Annotated in this window: 14 protein-coding genes; 7 read left to right on the top strand and 7 right to left on the bottom strand. The window is 65.0% G+C overall.

The genetic code is table 11. The annotated features are described in order from the left end of the window. Positions 1–973: 973 nt before the first annotated feature. Complete coding sequence (locus DIE06_RS26830; protein WP_124664017.1) at positions 974–2155, top strand: DNA-binding protein; 1182 nt, start codon at positions 974–976, stop codon at positions 2153–2155. A gap of 139 nt (positions 2156–2294) precedes the next feature. Here the strand turns inward: DIE06_RS26830 and DIE06_RS26825 are convergent, their stop codons facing one another. The 3 genes from DIE06_RS26825 to DIE06_RS26815 all read right to left on the bottom strand — a co-directional run bounded on the left by DIE06_RS26825 (position 2295) and on the right by DIE06_RS26815 (position 4530). Continuing rightward, positions 2295–3308 carry a tyrosine-type recombinase/integrase gene (locus DIE06_RS26825; protein WP_124663960.1) on the bottom strand — a complete coding sequence of 338 codons (1014 nt, stop codon included), beginning with the start codon at positions 3306–3308 and terminating at the stop codon, positions 2295–2297. Positions 3309–3410: 102 nt separating this feature from the next. Continuing rightward, complete coding sequence (locus DIE06_RS26820; RefSeq protein WP_124663959.1) at positions 3411–3788, bottom strand: DUF2471 family protein; 378 nt, start codon at positions 3786–3788, stop codon at positions 3411–3413. A gap of 130 nt (positions 3789–3918) precedes the next feature. Further along, positions 3919–4530 carry a helix-turn-helix domain-containing protein gene (locus tag DIE06_RS26815; RefSeq protein ID WP_124663958.1) on the bottom strand — a complete coding sequence of 204 codons (612 nt, stop codon included), beginning with the start codon at positions 4528–4530 and terminating at the stop codon, positions 3919–3921. Between the two features lie 161 nt (positions 4531–4691). On the opposite strand from DIE06_RS26815, the gene DIE06_RS26810 reads away from it, so the two are divergent. The 4 genes from DIE06_RS26810 to DIE06_RS26795 all read left to right on the top strand — a co-directional run bounded on the left by DIE06_RS26810 (position 4692) and on the right by DIE06_RS26795 (position 8373). Next, positions 4692–5891, top strand: coding sequence for a glycine C-acetyltransferase (locus DIE06_RS26810; protein WP_124663957.1), 1200 nt, complete (start codon positions 4692–4694; stop codon positions 5889–5891). Positions 5892–5904: 13 nt separating this feature from the next. Further along, positions 5905–6933 (top strand): L-threonine 3-dehydrogenase, encoded by a 1029-nt coding sequence (tdh, locus tag DIE06_RS26805; RefSeq protein WP_124615377.1) that lies wholly within the window; start codon positions 5905–5907, stop codon positions 6931–6933. Between the two features lie 524 nt (positions 6934–7457). Continuing rightward, positions 7458–7838 (top strand): TetR/AcrR family transcriptional regulator, encoded by a 381-nt coding sequence (locus tag DIE06_RS26800; protein ID WP_124663956.1) that lies wholly within the window; start codon positions 7458–7460, stop codon positions 7836–7838. 55 nt (positions 7839–7893) lie between these two features. Then, positions 7894–8373: a nuclear transport factor 2 family protein gene (locus DIE06_RS26795; protein ID WP_059604582.1), complete on the top strand. Its 480-nt coding sequence runs from the start codon at positions 7894–7896 to the stop codon at positions 8371–8373. A gap of 535 nt (positions 8374–8908) precedes the next feature. Here the strand turns inward: DIE06_RS26795 and DIE06_RS26790 are convergent. Then, entirely contained in the window at positions 8909–9994 is a 1086-nt protein-coding gene (locus DIE06_RS26790) for a tartrate dehydrogenase (protein ID WP_124615373.1), read from the bottom strand. 117 nt (positions 9995–10111) lie between these two features. Between DIE06_RS26790 and DIE06_RS26785 the strand changes: the two genes are divergently transcribed. After that, on the top strand, positions 10112–11035 hold the full coding sequence (locus DIE06_RS26785) for a LysR substrate-binding domain-containing protein (RefSeq protein WP_185733487.1): 924 nt from the start codon (positions 10112–10114) through the stop codon (positions 11033–11035). A gap of 184 nt (positions 11036–11219) precedes the next feature. Here the strand turns inward: DIE06_RS26785 and argC are convergent, their stop codons facing one another. Continuing rightward, entirely contained in the window at positions 11220–12158 is a 939-nt protein-coding gene (argC, locus tag DIE06_RS26780; protein WP_124663954.1) for an N-acetyl-gamma-glutamyl-phosphate reductase, read from the bottom strand. A 118-nt stretch (positions 12159–12276) separates the two neighbouring features. Between argC and DIE06_RS26775 the strand changes: the two genes are divergently transcribed. Further along, positions 12277–13161, top strand: coding sequence for a LysR family transcriptional regulator (locus tag DIE06_RS26775; RefSeq protein ID WP_124664016.1), 885 nt, complete (start codon positions 12277–12279; stop codon positions 13159–13161). Between the two features lie 228 nt (positions 13162–13389). Here the strand turns inward: DIE06_RS26775 and DIE06_RS26770 are convergent, their stop codons facing one another. Together DIE06_RS26770 and DIE06_RS26765 are read right to left on the bottom strand one after the other, a co-directional pair. Beyond that, positions 13390–13659: a hypothetical protein gene (locus DIE06_RS26770; RefSeq protein WP_124663953.1), complete on the bottom strand. Its 270-nt coding sequence runs from the start codon at positions 13657–13659 to the stop codon at positions 13390–13392. A 60-nt stretch (positions 13660–13719) separates the two neighbouring features. Beyond that, a complete protein-coding gene (locus DIE06_RS26765) occupies positions 13720–14937 on the bottom strand; it encodes a patatin-like phospholipase family protein (RefSeq protein ID WP_185733486.1) in 1218 nt (405 codons plus the stop codon). Positions 14938–15144 lie beyond the last annotated feature (207 nt).

The following is a 15144-nucleotide window of genomic DNA, read 5'->3' as shown; positions in this document are numbered from 1 at the left end:
CCCGGCGGGCTTTTCAGCGAATTCACCCTATCCTGGGTCCCGAAAAGCCTCACCTTTGACCAATTTCCGAGCAAATAGCGCTCCTGAAAAGGCTCACCCATCAAGCGAACGGCAGCCTGTGATCGATGCCCCGAAAAAGCTCACCTCAACGGGGACCGGGCACGAAAATCCGGATTTCTCTCCCGAAAAGCCTCACCTTTCGGGCTTCACAGGCTCCATTGGGCACTTTTGCTGTGCAAAATGACGGTCGTTTCCCGGAAATCCTCACAGCAAATCCCTGTGGCGTCCCGTGAAACCTCACCTTTCATGAAAACTGCTCAAAAGATGGGCAGAATGGGGGCGCGAAGAAGGTCCCGCAAATTCTCACCTATGTCTGCACAGGCAGAAAACTGTGCGCGCAGGCGCAGCGCGGGTTCCGTGGCTGTGCGGCCCCGAAAAACCTCACCTTTGGGAAATCTCGTGTTTCACTGTGATCCCGAATCCGCTCACGACCTTTCCTGCATCGGCTCACGCAGTTCCCCGAACCCCATCACTTCAGCTCCCGCAGAAGATCACCTTGGTTCCCGTAAAACTTCACCTTGTCGGCCGGAAAGCCTTGCTACATAAGGCTGTGCCGTGGCGTTAACGTTTTTAACTAAGGGTTCAAGGGTGTTTACTTCTAATACTCTCAAGACATCTGCCGTCGAGTTTTCCACAGAGACCCCCACCCCTGAACACCGACGGGCCAGGATGCCCGACGGCATGTGAAACAAACGCACTTTTTCGGGGCTTGTGCAAAAATGCTTTCAGTACAAGGACTTGGCTCGCTTTCTTCGCTTTGTTTCACGAAATCGAGGCACTGGTTCAGCCGAATCGGCTCACAGCCCCGATTTCTGTGCACAGCGACGTAAATTCACCACGGGCGACGAAAAGAAGTATCAAAAAATACGTATTTCGTTATGATCGCAACATCTCAATGTCTGTGAGTCCTGCCATGACGCTGGATGAAATGCGTGAAGTCATCCGAGAAGAACTGGAATCGCTGCGCGCGAGCGGCGCACGCCGCCAGGAGTTGTCGCTGCATGCCTGCAAGCGCCTGTTCTTCGATCTCGGTATCCGGCCGTCGGCCGCCAACGTCCGCGATCTGACCCAGACCGGCAGCGCCAGCGACATTCCGAAGGACATCGATCATTTCTGGGAACGGATCCGTTCCGCGTCGAAAATCCGGCTTGACGGAGCGGCGATTCCAAAAGCGGTCGAGGAAAAGGCCGGCGCATTGCTCGGCGCGCTATATGAAGAAGCGTTGAAAGCGGCCAGGGAAAGTCTCGACATTGATCGCGAACAGGTTCGCGCCGGCGTGACCGATGCGGAACAGCGGCTGCGCGACGCCACGGTTCGCCAGGAAACCCTCGAGCGCGCGCTGACGCGCAGCGAAACCCGCAACGAGCAGTTGCAGGCCCGTGTGACCGAACTCGAGGTGCAACTGGCCTCGCAATCGACGCACGGTTCGGCAAACGAGGCGACGCTGCTCACCACAGTCGCCCGACTCGAAAAGGAACTGGCCGCGATGGCCGGTCGCGTCGACGCCGAACAGACGCAGAACGCGTCGCTGCGCGACCGCATCGATCTGCTGCAGGCCGAATTGCAGCAGCGCACCGAACACTATGCGCAGCAGATCAAGGATGCGGTGGCCGAAGCCGAGCGCCGTGTCAAACCGATGCTGGTCGAGCTGGACTCGCTGCGCAGCATGGCGTCGACCTACCAGAGCGGTCTGCGCGACGTGCAGCGCAAGGAATTCGATTTCCTTCAGCAACTGAGTTCGGCCAAGGCCCGCGCGGACCGGCTCGAGGAACAGCTGCGCAGCCAAGGCGACGAGCTGGAACGCGCGACGCGCGACGTGAATACGCTTCGCGCGAGTCGCGGGATGAATCCGGAGATCTCCGCGCTGATCCGGCGCCTGGCCGAAGCGGGTCAGCTGGATGCGGATGCGTTTTCCGCGATCGGAACGTCACTGGACCACGACATTCCGGTGCCGACCCAGTGCCCGCATTGCGATGGCGAACCGGAGTTGTCGCATGGCGACGACGGGTTCGAAGTAGCGTGCCCCGAATGCGAGCACGCGTCGGGGCCCTGGCCTTCGCGATTCGAAGCGGTCGCACGTTTTGCGCGCGATTGACGCGCCGGTCGGCACAGCGATCACACGGGTGAGGTGATTCGGGACGCGTGAGGTGAGGTTTTTCGGGAGCAGTGAAACGGTGAGGCTACGCCGTACAAGGCTGCTCACGGATCATGTCGCATGAGCAGCCGGCTTGGCATCAGTGAGTTTCGTCCTGGTCGGACGCGTCACCATTCGCGAGATCGTCGCGCCAGTTTTTCCACGCGCGGTGCAGGCGGTTCGATGAGATCGGCCGCATGAAGCCGAGCCATTTGCCGACCCGTTCGGGTGGCACGTCGTGTTCGAACAGTTCGGCCGCATAGGTGTTGCGCAGCGTTTGCGGGCTCGCGCGCGCGGTGCGCGACGACGTGAGCCCCGCGGATTCGACGATCGCATCGATCGCGCGCAGCATCGTCGCCTTGTGCATTGGCCGCCCGACGTGCGATGCGGGAAACACGAGCTCGCCGGGAATCTCCTGGCGCTTGCGCTCCAAGAGCCACGCTTCGAGCAACGCGATCGCGAACGACGCCAGATGGGTTTCGCGCGCGAAATCGGGATGCGTCGACGGAATCTGGAGTGTCGTCCCGCTCGTGTTGATGCAACTAATCGTGAGCACGCGTGCTTCGCCGGTTTTCACGCCGGCGCCGAGAAACGCGGCGACGAGCGCGCGGTCGCGTCGCTCTTTCCAGTATGCGGAGCCCGATACACCGATCGGCGAAAACAGGTAGGCCAGCAACTTCGCGCGTTCGGCCGGCGTCAGGAAACCGGTTGGCTCATTGTCGCGTGCCTGACGCCAGTTCGCTTCGCCATCCTGAGCAATGAAGCGGGCCGGGTTGGTGGACGCGAACTCGGTGCGCCGGATGTGATCGAGCACACGCTCGATCAGCCGCAAATAGCGCATTCGCTGCGTTTTCCGGATCGGAAGCTCACCGACGAAGTTCGCGATCGTTGCCGTATCGACCGTGGCCAGGTTTTTCTGGTTTGCACGCAGCCATGTGAGAAAGGCGCCCCATTGTGCACGGTAGACGTCGGCCGACGAGCGGCGGTAGTCCTGCATGGCAAGCCATGCGTCGAATGCGGCTTCGGGCGAGACGATCCAGTCGGACGGGCCGCGGTCGAATAGATCCTTTTCTTCCCGGTGCGCAGGGGTGTCGGAGGGCGTAGGAAGGGACATGTTATTTATTCCGTTAGTTGCGTATATGGTAGCCCTTTCGGCAACGTCGCGGACAGCAGGATGCGGGAGCCGCCCGCCGTGTCGGACGGCCGAGGCCCGGCGTCAGTCGCCCCACGCCTTCGACGGGCGGTGAACGCGCTCGCGGGGCGCCGCTTCCTGCGAACTGGCCGCCGCTTCATACGCGAGGACCGCGAACGAAAAGACGGCAGGCAGCGCATTCGACCGGCCGAAGTCGATCGGATCGTCCGTTTCGGGAAAGGTCATGTCCGACGGCCGTTCGAACAGTTGACGCATGCCGGCCTCGTGCCGGCTGGCAAAGCCGAGATCGGCGAGCGCCTCGGCTTCGATCGCGTGCAATAGACGCCACGACAGCGGGACGCGCTGATGGATGTAGCGCCCGGCTATATGGCGAACGATCAACTCGAGGTCGTGCGCGGCAGCCTTGAAGCTGAGCGCGGCCAAATCTTGTTCTTCTGTCATCGCAGGCTCCTGTCGACCGGAGCGGGCGCCTCGGTGCGCCAACCCCGGCCCATGCATGGCGGAATGTCCGTATACTGTACAAACATACAGTATTTTCCGCAACTGGCCTTTCGGCCAGCTATCCACATCGTCAGCGATGGATCACGATCAGTAGTGCGCGTGCCTCGGCCTTGCCGGGGTTGCGAATCGCATGCGGCGTGTCGGCCGGGTAGCGCGCGGTGTCGCCCGCCTTCAGGCGCCGGCTCGCCGCCGCAGCTTCGATTTCCATCGCACCCTGCAGCACGGTGAGGTGCTCGCGCGTGCCGGGTTCGTGCGCGTTCGACACGAGCGCGCCGCCGCCCGGCAGCGTCAGCTCGTACCACTCGAACTTGCCGGCCAGGTCGATCGGGCCCCATACGCGCAATTGATAGCGGCCGTCGTGGCCGGCGAGCGTCGGGATGTCGTGCGGGCCGTCCACGCGGATCGTCTCCGGCGCTTTCGGCTGCGAGAACAGCTCGTCGAGCGTGATGCCGAGCGCATTCGTGAGCCGCCATGCGACCGCGATCGTCGGATTGGCCTTGTCGCGCTCGATCTCGGAGAGCATCGACTTCGATACGCCGGCCGCGCGCGACAGGTCGTCGAGCGTCAGCTTGCGCTCGTTGCGCAGGCGCTGGATTTGCTCGCCGACGCGCGGCGGCGTCACGCTTGGCGGCTGCGGTGCGGCGCCGGCAGGCGTGCGCCGCGACGCGGAGGAACTTGCCATTTGGATTCCGTTCGCTTAGAGTTGTTCGGTATTTCGAATTCTAGTTCGGAATATCGGATAAATGCGGTCAACCGAACGACCGACTATAACAGTAGCAGGCCGTTGCGCTGCCGCCACGAGTGGCGCGCGACGGAATGCGAATCCCTGTCAGGAGCTTTGCGATGCGTGATGCCTTTCTCGCCCAGGTGCGCGGGACGCTCGACCAGATCCGCGCGGACGGTTTTTACAAGACCGAGCGCGAGATTGCGAGTCCCCAGGCGGCGGCCGTGCGGCTCGCCGGCGGTGCCGGCGTGCTGAATTTCTGCGCGAACAACTATCTTGGCCTGGCGAACGATCCGCGCCTCGTCGCCGCGGCGAAGGCCGGTCTCGACGAGGACGGCTTCGGCATGGCGTCGGTGCGCTTCATCTGCGGCACGCAAACCGTGCACAAGCAACTCGAAAGCGCGCTGGCGTCGTTTCTCGGCACCGAGGACAGCATCCTCTATTCGAGCTGCTTCGATGCGAACGGCGGCCTGTTCGAGACGCTGCTCGACGAGAACGACGCGGTGATCAGCGACGAGCTGAACCACGCAAGCATCATCGACGGCATCCGCCTGTGCAAGGCGAAGCGTTTCCGCTACAAGAACAACGACCTGTCCGACCTCGAGGCGAAGCTGCAGGAAGCCGACGCAGCGGGCGCGCGCCACAAGCTGATCGCGACCGACGGCGTGTTCTCGATGGACGGCATCATCGCCGACCTGAAGGGCATCTGTGATCTCGCCGATCGTTACGGCGCGCTCGTGATGGTCGACGATTCGCACGCGGTCGGCTTCATCGGCGCGCACGGCCGCGGCACGCCAGAGCACTGCGGTGTCGACGGTCGCGTCGACATCATCACCGGCACGCTCGGCAAGGCGCTGGGCGGTGCATCGGGCGGCTATGTCGCGGCCCGCCGCGAGATCGTCGAACTGCTGCGCCAGCGTTCGCGCCCGTACCTGTTCTCGAACACGCTGACGCCGAGCATCGCCGCGGCGTCGCTGAAGGTGCTGGAACTGCTCGGCAGCGACGAAGGGGCGAAACTGCGCGAGCGCGTGCGCGAGAACGGCGTGCGTTTCCGCGAGCAGATGACGGCTGCCGGCTTCACGCTCGTGCCGGGCGCGCATCCGATCATCCCGGTGATGCTCGGCGACGCACAGCTCGCGACCAACATGGCCGACAAGCTGCTGGCCGAAGGCGTCTACGTGATCGGCTTCTCGTTCCCGGTCGTGCCGCGCGGTCGCGCGCGCATCCGCACGCAGATGAGCGCCGCGCATACCCCCGAACAGATCGATCAGACGGTCGCCGCGTTCGTGCGCGTCGGCAAGTCGCTCGGCATCGTCTGACGGAGGCGCGACCATGAAAGCACTGGCAAAGCTCGAACGCGGCCCGGGTCTCACGCTCACGCGCGTGAAGCGCCCCGAAGTCGGACACAACGACGTGCTGATCAAGATTCGCCGCACGGCGATCTGCGGCACCGACATCCATATCTGGAAGTGGGACGACTGGGCGCAGAAGACGATTCCCGTGCCGATGCACGTCGGTCACGAATACGTCGGCGAGATCGTCGAGATGGGGCAGGAAGTGCGCGGCTTCGCGATCGGCGATCGCGTGTCCGGCGAAGGCCACATCACGTGCGGCTTCTGTCGCAACTGCCGCGCGGGGCGCCGGCATTTGTGCCGCAACACCGTCGGCGTCGGCGTGAACCGCGAGGGCGCGTTCGCCGAGTATCTGGCGATTCCCGCGTTCAATGCGTTCAAGATTCCGCCCGAGATCTCCGACGATCTCGCATCGATCTTCGATCCGTTCGGCAACGCGACACACACGGCGCTGTCGTTCAACCTCGTCGGCGAGGACGTCCTGATCACCGGCGCGGGCCCGATCGGCATCATGGCCGTCGCGATCGCGAAGCACGTCGGCGCGCGCAACGTCGTGATCACCGACATCAACGATTACCGGCTGGAACTCGCGCGCAAGATGGGCGCGACGCGCGCAGTCAACGTCGCACGCGAGTCGCTGCGCGACGTGATGGCCGACCTGCACATGACCGAAGGCTTCGACGTCGGTCTCGAGATGTCGGGCGTGCCGAGCGCGTTCACGAGCATGCTCGAGGCGATGAATCACGGCGGCAAGGTCGCGCTGCTCGGCATTCCGCCCGCACAGACGGCGATCGACTGGAATCAGGTGATCTTCAAGGGGCTCGAGATCAAGGGCATCTACGGTCGCGAGATGTTCGAGACCTGGTACAAGATGGTCGCGATGCTGCAAAGCGGACTCGATCTGTCGCCGATCATCACGCATCGCTTTGCGGCCGACGATTACGAGAAAGGCTTCGCCGCGATGCTCTCCGGTGAAAGCGGCAAGGTGATTCTCGACTGGACGGTCTGAGTTCCCGCGGGGCGGCTCGGCGCGTGTGCCGACTGCCCCGCTCGTGTCGGCATGAGCGTTTGTTGAGGCTGGGCGGCTTCGACAAACGCATAAGGTGAGAATATTCGGGAGCTGTGTTTGCGTGCCGAATGGTGGCTCGATGATGCTTTCCGGTGGCGTGTGAGCGAAGAATTTAACGGGCTGCACGTCGATTCTCGTTGACGATGCGACGGGATACGAAGGCGATCGCGCTTCGATTCCACGGCACGCATTGGTGACTTGCAATCGCTGCACCTCACCCATCAGCGCCGCTCCCCGTCCCCTCTGTCGCGTCGTTTCGGCGCGCTTCTTTCTTCTTACCCTTCCGATTGCGCTTGTCGTGCCTGAATGGCGGGCCCTTGCCGCATCACCCGCTGGCCACGGTCTTGCCGTGCTTGCGCGACAGCACCTCACTACGTAATGCGGTCACGGCGCGGCCTCGACGCGTGAGCCGATCAACGACGTGCGAGCTCACCGGTCGGCCTGCCAGGCGGCCCGCGATCGTGATGACCGTCAGCTTCACCAGGCCGCGCATGCGTGTCGATGCGATCGTCAAGCGATTCGGTGCCGCGCGAAAGAGCTTTTATTCGCATTTCGAATCGAAGGAGGCGCTGGTCGTCGCTGCCCTCGAGCGCCGTGACGAACGCTGGATGCGCTGGTTCGTCGACGCAACGCTGGCGCGCGGCAAGTCGCCGCGTGCGCAGTTGCTCGGCATGTTCGACGTGTTGCACGACTGGTTCGCGCAACCCGATTTTCACGGCTGCGCGTTCCTGAACGCGTCCGGTGAAATTGCCGATGCCGAGGATCCGGTGCGCGTCGTCGCGCGCGATGCGCGCGCAACCGCCGAACTTTTGCTCGACGCGGTATCTCGAGCGTCGACGCAGTAACGCGTCCCAACCGGCTGCGTTCGTGCGCAGCCCAAACCTTGAACAGGAGCATCCCATGTCCGCTTCCCCCGAAATTCGTCCGCCCGTTCCGCCCTTCACGCTCGACACGGCGCGCCAGAAAGTGCGCGCCGCGGAGGACGCGTGGAACACGCGCGACCCGCAGCGTGTGTCGCTTGCCTATACGCCGCAGAGCCGGTGGCGCAATCGCGCGGAGTTCGTGACGGGCCGCGACGAGATCGTGGGCCTGCTGCAGCGGAAATGGACGCGCGAGCTCGACTACCGGCTGATCAAGGAGCTGTGGGCGTTCGGCGGCAACCGCATCGCGGTGCGATTCGCCTACGAATGGCATGACGACGCCGGCAACTGGTTCCGCTCATACGGGAATGAAAACTGGGAGTTCGACGAAAACGGTTTGATGGCGCATCGCCACGCGAGCATCAACGATCTGCCGATTCGCGAAGCGGATCGCCTGTACCACTGGCCGCTCGGCCGCCGTCCGGACGATCATCCCGGCCTGTCCGATCTCGGGCTGTGACACGGCACGATGACGACGCGCGGACACGCTCGAACGTGGGTCGAGCGCGTCGCCTGTGCTCAACGGTGAGGAAATTCGGGAGTCGCGTGTTGAGGTGAGTGTTTTCGGGAGTCGAGCACTCTGTGCTGGACGGTGTGATTCTTCACGTCCTGCATCTCACCGATCTCTCGTCACTCGCGCGCGAAGCAAACGTGAATCGGACACAGTACGGCGGCGCACATTCGCACTGCCTTGCGGCCCGTGCTGGCTGGCCTGCCCGCACTGTGGTGAGATTCAAACGGTGTGCATCGATGCGGGATGCAACTCACCGTTCGACTTCAACACGATGCCGATCACGACAATCATCGAAACGTAACCGTGCGTGTCGCCGGATGGCGTTGTTCGCCGTTCGACATCGACACGCCCGCGTGCCACTCATGCATGCGAGCGCATGTGCCGGCATCGGCAAAGGTGCGCGGCAGTCAGTCGTGTTGCTCACCCCTGAACACGACATTCATCGACCACCCGGCAACCGCGCACCCATCACATCGTTCTGTCAGCCGGCGATCCGCGCGGCGATCGCCTCACCCACTTCCTGCGTCCCTGCCTGACCGCCGAGATCGCGCGTGCGCGGCCCGGTGCGCAACACGTCCTCGATCGCCGCGACGATCGCATCGTGCGCTTCGTGTTCGCGGCCCGCACCATTGCCGAGGAAGTCGAGCATCATCGCCGCCGACCAGATCATCGCGATCGGGTTCGCGATGTATTGGCCCGCGATGTCCGGCGCGGAGCCGTGCACCGGTTCGAACAGCGACGGAAACGTGCGATCCGGGTTGAGGTTCGCCGACGGCGCGATGCCGATCGTGCCCGTGCAGGCCGGCCCGAGGTCGGACAGGATGTCGCCGAACAGGTTCGACGCGACGACGACGTCGAAGCGGTCGGGCTGCAGCACGAAGCGCGCGCACAGGATGTCGATGTGCTGCTTGTCGACGGCGATCTCGGGATAGCGTTCGCCCATTTCGGCCGCGCGCGCGTCCCACCACGGCATGCTGATCGCGATGCCGTTGCTCTTCGTCGCGACGGTCAGGCGCTTCGCGCGGCGCTGCGCGAGCTCGAACGCGAACTTCAGCACGCGCTCGGTGCCGTGACGCGTGAAAATCGACTGCTGCATGACCACTTCGCGCTCGGTGCCTTCGAACATCGTGCCGCCGACCGACGAATATTCGCCTTCGGTGTTCTCGCGCACGATCATGAAGTCGATGTCGCCTGCGTTGCGGCCGGCGAGCGGCGACGGCACGCCGTCGAACAGGCGCGCGGGCCGCAGGTTGATGTACTGGTCGAACTCGCGGCGGAATTTCAGCAGCGAACCCCACAGCGAAATGTGGTCGGGCACCGTCGCGGGCCAGCCGACCGCGCCGAACAGGATCGCGTCCATGCCCGACAGCTGCGCCTTCCAGTCGTCCGGCATCATCTTGCCGTGCTGCGCGTAGTAGTCGCAGCTCGCCCAGTCGATCTGCTCGAACTGGAAACGGATGCCGAAGCGCGCCGTCACGGCGTCGAGCGCGCGCAGGCCCTCGGGCATCACTTCACGGCCGATGCCGTCACCGGGGATGACGGCAATCTTGTACGTCTTGTCGCTCATGCAAGCCTCCTTGGCTGGTCGGGCCGCCGGCAGCGTGCGCAGCGGAACATGACGCCATTTTATTTATTTCCATTCAGATTAAAATCGTGCGAAAGGTTAATCGACTTTCCACGAATCGTGAACAAATCGCCGAATCTCGACGACCTGCGCGTCTTCAGCCTGGTCGTCCGCCTGACCAGCTTCAGCGCGGCCGCCGAGCAGCTCGCAGTGTCGCCCGCGTATGTGAGCAAGCGCGTCGCGCTGCTCGAGGCGCAGCTCGGCACGCGGCTGCTGCACCGCTCGACGCGCCGCATGACGGTCACGGAGGCCGGCGAACGCGTGTTCGCGCGTGCGGAGAAAATTCTCGACGACGTCGATCATCTCGTCGAGGACGTGTCGACCACGCGCACGGTGCCGCGCGGCACGCTGCGCATCTCGAGCAGCTTCGGCTTCGGCCGCCATGTCGTCGCGCCGGCGTTGCTCGACTTCTCCGCGCGCTATCCGCAGCTGAACGTGCGGCTCGATCTGTTCGACCGGCTCGTCGACGTCGCGGGCGAAGGCTACGACCTCGACGTGCGCATCGGCGACGAGATCGCCGATCACCTGATCGCGCGGCGCCTTGCCGCCAACTATCGCGTGCTGTGCGCGTCGCCCGACTATCTCGCACGCCGCGGCACGCCGCGCACGCTCGCGGATCTCGCGTCGCACGACTGTCTCGCGATCAAGGAGCGCGACCATCCGCTCGGCGTGTGGCGGTTGAACCTGCGCGGAGAAACGGCAACGGTGAAGGTTGGCGGCGCCCTGTCGACGAACCACGGCGAGGTGGCCGTGCAATGGGCGCTGGCCGGGCGCGGGATCGTGCTGCGTTCGATCTGGGAAGCGGGGCCGCTGATCGAACGCGGCGCGCTCCATCGCGTGCTGCCGGACGTGATTCAGCCGGCGAACATCTGGGCGGTGTATCCGGAACGCGTCGCGGCGTCGGCGAAGGTGCGCGTGTGTGTCGATTTTCTGGCGGAAGCGTTCGCCGGGTTGAATGCCGCGGCAGGTGACGATGCGGCCTGAAATCGGCCAAAGGTGAGCTTTTACGGGGGCATGCGCGGCGCATCGGCACGCGCTCGTTTATGGCTCGCAACTGCGTCGCGAGCCGGCAGTGTGCCGCGGGCACCGACGCGTTGGCGGTCGCGATACGCCAGGCCGGCCGACGATGCCGCGAACCCGCGAACCCGCCACTCACGCACTCACGCACTCACGCCGCACTCATCGCACCGAGCATCAGGTCGAGATTCTGCACGGCCGCGCCGGATGCTCCTTTGCCGAGATTGTCGAACACGGCGGACAGCAGCACCTGACCGTGATCGGCATTGACGAACACGCTGAGCCGCAGGTCGTTCGACCCGTTCAGCGCCTGCGGATCGAGATGCGTGATCGAGTGCGTATCCGCGAGCGGTGTGACCTCGACGTGGCGCGCGCCGGCGTAATGGTGCGCGAGACACGCGTGCAACGACTCACCGGTCACGCCGGCCGGCAGAAGGCGCAGCTCGATCGGCACGGTCAGCACGATGCCCTGCCGATAGGCGCCGTAAGCCGGCACGAACAGCGGACGATGCGCGAGCCCGGCATGCAGCTGGATCTCGGGCACATGCTTGTGCGCGAGCGCGAGGCCATAGACTTGCAGCGGTTTCGCGCGTGCGGTGCCGTTCGATTCGAACGCGTCGACGGCGGCGCGGCCGCCGCCCGAGTAACCGGACACGGCATGGATGCTCACCGGGTAGTCGCGTGGCAGCAGGCCGGCCTGTTGCAGCGGCCGAAGCAGGCCGATCGCGCCCGTCGGATAGCAGCCCGGATTGGTGACGCGCCGCGCGCGCGCAATGGTCTGCGCGTGTCCGTCAGCCATCTCGGGGAAACCGTAGACCCATTCCGGTTCGGTGCGATGGGCTGAACTCGCGTCGATCACGCGTACCGCCGGATTCCGGATGAAACCGACCGCTTCGCGCGCGGCGGCGTCGGGCAGGCACAGGATCGCGATGTCCGATGCGTTGATCGCTTCGGCGCGCCGCGCAGGGTCCTTGCGCTCGGCGTCGGGCAGCGTGACGAGCTGCAGGTCGGTGCGATCGCGCAGGCGCTGGTGGATCTGCAATCCGGTCGTACCTTGGTCGCCGTCGATGTAGACAGTGGGCAGGCTCATGATGGTCGCGTTCCTCGTTTCGGACGTCGGGAAAGCCGTATCGTCCATCGAACGCCTAGAATAGGAAAAGTTGAATTTCCTGATGGCCAGATTCAGTTTTTCTGAACGAGAGGTGGGAATGCGCGAGATCAGTCTGGACCGGCTGCGTACACTGGTCGCAATCGCCGACCAGGGATCCTTCGTCGCCGCCGCGCAACTGCTTCATCTCGCGCCGCCGACGGTCAGCCTTCATGTCGCCGAACTCGAAAGCCGCATCGGCGCGCCGTTGCTGTCGCGCACGCGCGGCAACGTGCAGCCGTCGGCCATCGGTGCGGTGCTGGTGGAGCGGGCGCGCCGTCTGCTGGCCGAGGTCGAGTCGACTCTCGACGACGTGGAGCGGCAAGTGCAGGGTCTGACCGGGCGGGTGCGCCTCGGGGCATCGACCGGGGCGATCGCCCATCTATTGCCGCAGGCGGTGGCCCGATTGCGCGAGCGGCATCCGGACATCGATGTCCAGATCGCGGTGCTCACGTCGCACGACACACTGGCGCGCATTGCGCAGGGCACGCTCGACGTCGGGCTGGTTGCGCTGCCGCAGGCGGCGGTCGCGGGGCTGTCGATCCGCGCGTGGCGGCGCGATCCGGTGCAGGCCTTTCTGCCCGCGGACTGGCGGCTGCCGGCACGTGTGACGCCGGCCTATCTGGCCACGCGTCCGCTGATACTCAACGATTCGACCACCCGGCTGTCGCGGCTCACGACGGAATGGTTCGCGCTCGGCGGCCATCGGCCCGAGCCGCGCATCGAACTCAACTACAACGATGCGATCAAGAGCCTGGTCGCCGCGGGTTACGGCGCGACGCTGCTGCCGCACGAGGCGGGCGCCCCGTTGCCCGACGCACGCGTCGTCATGCGGCCGCTGCGTCCGGCGTTGTGGCGCGAACTGGGCATCGCTCATCGGGCCGGCCCGGTCGAGCGGTCGACCCAGCACGTGCTCGACGCGTTATGGGCGCTCGGCGCGCGCTAGGGCACCGCGCTGCCGGCCGCAGCGCCGAACCGACCGGGCGCAGCATGCGCCGCGCGCGACTACGGCGCAAGCAGAGCAAGGTATTCATCGAGGAGATCATCAATGAGGCGGGCCTCGCCAACGTGGAAGCGCTCCGCCAACCGTTGAAGACGCGTGTCGGTTTGCCGCCGAGCAGGTACCGGGCGGCATTCCGGTGCGCCGAGCGTCAGGCACCGTGCGCGGCCCCCGTTACAGCCGATTGTCCTTCACAAGCATCAGCACGCGCGCCCAGCGCTGGGCATCGCGCTTGTCCATCATCGGCAGCTTCCATTCGCCGCGCACGGCGTCGCGCACGCGCACGACCAGATGCCAGCGGCCGCCGATCGGCGCGGCCTCGCAGCCGTCGAGCTGCGACAACGTATAGCGGGGCTGGCCGAACTGCGCGGCGATGACGTGAAACAGGTGAACCGCGCCCCATCCCAGGGCGATGAGCGCGAACAGTGCAATGAAAATCGGCATGTCGAAACGGAAAAGAGGACGGACCGGTGCAGGCGGCGCGCCGGTCCGTCGCACACGGCATTAGCGGCGGCGGTGAATGTCGTGCGTGACGAAGCCCGCGTCGTTGGTGGGCAGCGCGAGGCCGTCCTTGACCGCGAGCGTCTTGCGGATGTCGTCGAGACCCGCGGACCAGTGGTCGCGCATCGTCGACAGACCGAACTGATAGTCCTTGTAGTGGTGCTCGTACGCCTTCTGCTGATAGATCAGGTGCTGGATGTTGTACTTCTTCCCGCTCGACATCGCTTCAGCCTCGACGCACCACGGGTCGTTCTTGCGCTGCTCCTCCGGCACCTGCTCGAGCACGTGGCGCAGCACGTTGCGGTAGCGCTGTTCGCGCTGCAGCGTGTCGGTGACGAAACGCGTGCGGCTCGAATACTGCACGTCCTTCGTGCGTTCCGCGACGTCGGCCATCGTGCGCGGCAGCGGCCCGCGTGCGCTCCACAAGTCGACCTGGAACGCAAGCGTGTCGCGGCGTGGACGCGCGCGCAGCACTTCCATCAGCGGCGTGTTCGACACGACGCCGCCGTCCCAGTAGTACTCGCCGTCGATCTCGACCGGCGGGAACGCGGGCGGCAGCGCGCCGGATGCCATGAAGTGCTCGGGCTCGAGGCGGATGCGCGAGTTGTCGAAGTACACGAAGTTGCCGGTGCCGACGTTGACCGCGCCGACCGACACGCGCGTCTCGCCCGAGTTGATCCGGTCGAAATCGCACAGCTTGAGCAGCGTCGCGCGCAGCGCCGACGTGTCGTACCAGCTGATCTTTTCCGGATGATCGGACACGCCCGGCAGCGGCGGCGGGAAGCGCGGCGAGAAGAAGCCCTGCTGGCCCTGCATCATCGCGCTCGCGGCCTGCGATGCGGTGAAGAACGTGCGGACCTGGTCGATGCTGTTGAACAGCGCGAATTCGAACGCGGCCGGAATCGCGGGAAAGAACGCCGGCTGGCAGATCGTTTCCCAGAATTCGCGCAGCCGCTCGACGCGATGTTCGGGCGCATTGCCGGCGATCAGCGCGGTGTTGAGCGCGCCGATCGAGATGCCTGCGATCCAGTCGAGCGGAACGCCCGCGTCGTGCAGCCCTTCGAACACGCCGGCCTGATACGCGCCGAGCGCGCCGCCGCCCTGCAGGACGAGCGCGATCGTTTCGTACGGCAGCGACCGCGCAGCGGCCGGCGCGCCGGCTTCGTGATGCAGGTCCGCCGCATCGACGGCCTGCTTTTCTGTACGCGCGTGCGGTTTCATCAGTTGCTCCGAGAAAACCCGCCGTGGATGGCGGAGACGGATGGCGTGCCGTCGACCGACGGCACGCCATCGTGAGTCGTGAGAATAGGGGGTGCTGCGGGAATCGCCTCCCGTCAGGGAGGCGAAGGCATTACTGCATGAACCAGCCGTGGCTGACGACGAACGACTGGCCCGTGAGCGCGGCGCTCGGGAACGCCGACAGGAACA

Source organism: Burkholderia sp. Bp8998, from assembly GCF_003854235.1.
GTDB lineage: Bacteria > Pseudomonadota > Gammaproteobacteria > Burkholderiales > Burkholderiaceae > Burkholderia.
Note: the sequence above shows the minus strand (reverse complement) of the source record. Positions and strands in the feature narration are given on the sequence as shown.

What these genes read in the sequence shown, in the direction of transcription:
- DIE06_RS26830 (WP_124664017.1), top strand. Translation starts at nt 974, where the DNA reads ATGACGCTGGATGAAATGCGTGAAGTCATCCGAGAAGAACTGGAATCG.
- DIE06_RS26825 (WP_124663960.1), bottom strand. Translation starts at nt 3,308, where the DNA reads ATGTCCCTTCCTACGCCCTCCGACACCCCTGCGCACCGGGAAGAAAAG.
- DIE06_RS26820 (WP_124663959.1), bottom strand. Translation starts at nt 3,788, where the DNA reads ATGACAGAAGAACAAGATTTGGCCGCGCTCAGCTTCAAGGCTGCCGCG.
- DIE06_RS26815 (WP_124663958.1), bottom strand. Translation starts at nt 4,530, where the DNA reads ATGGCAAGTTCCTCCGCGTCGCGGCGCACGCCTGCCGGCGCCGCACCG.
- DIE06_RS26810 (WP_124663957.1), top strand. Translation starts at nt 4,692, where the DNA reads ATGCGTGATGCCTTTCTCGCCCAGGTGCGCGGGACGCTCGACCAGATC.
- tdh (WP_124615377.1), top strand. Translation starts at nt 5,905, where the DNA reads ATGAAAGCACTGGCAAAGCTCGAACGCGGCCCGGGTCTCACGCTCACG.
- DIE06_RS26800 (WP_124663956.1), top strand. Translation starts at nt 7,458, where the DNA reads ATGACCGTCAGCTTCACCAGGCCGCGCATGCGTGTCGATGCGATCGTC.
- DIE06_RS26795 (WP_059604582.1), top strand. Translation starts at nt 7,894, where the DNA reads ATGTCCGCTTCCCCCGAAATTCGTCCGCCCGTTCCGCCCTTCACGCTC.
- DIE06_RS26790 (WP_124615373.1), bottom strand. Translation starts at nt 9,994, where the DNA reads ATGAGCGACAAGACGTACAAGATTGCCGTCATCCCCGGTGACGGCATC.
- argC (WP_124663954.1), bottom strand. Translation starts at nt 12,158, where the DNA reads ATGAGCCTGCCCACTGTCTACATCGACGGCGACCAAGGTACGACCGGA.
- DIE06_RS26775 (WP_124664016.1), top strand. Translation starts at nt 12,277, where the DNA reads ATGCGCGAGATCAGTCTGGACCGGCTGCGTACACTGGTCGCAATCGCC.
- DIE06_RS26770 (WP_124663953.1), bottom strand. Translation starts at nt 13,659, where the DNA reads ATGCCGATTTTCATTGCACTGTTCGCGCTCATCGCCCTGGGATGGGGC.
- DIE06_RS26765 (WP_185733486.1), bottom strand. Translation starts at nt 14,937, where the DNA reads ATGAAACCGCACGCGCGTACAGAAAAGCAGGCCGTCGATGCGGCGGAC.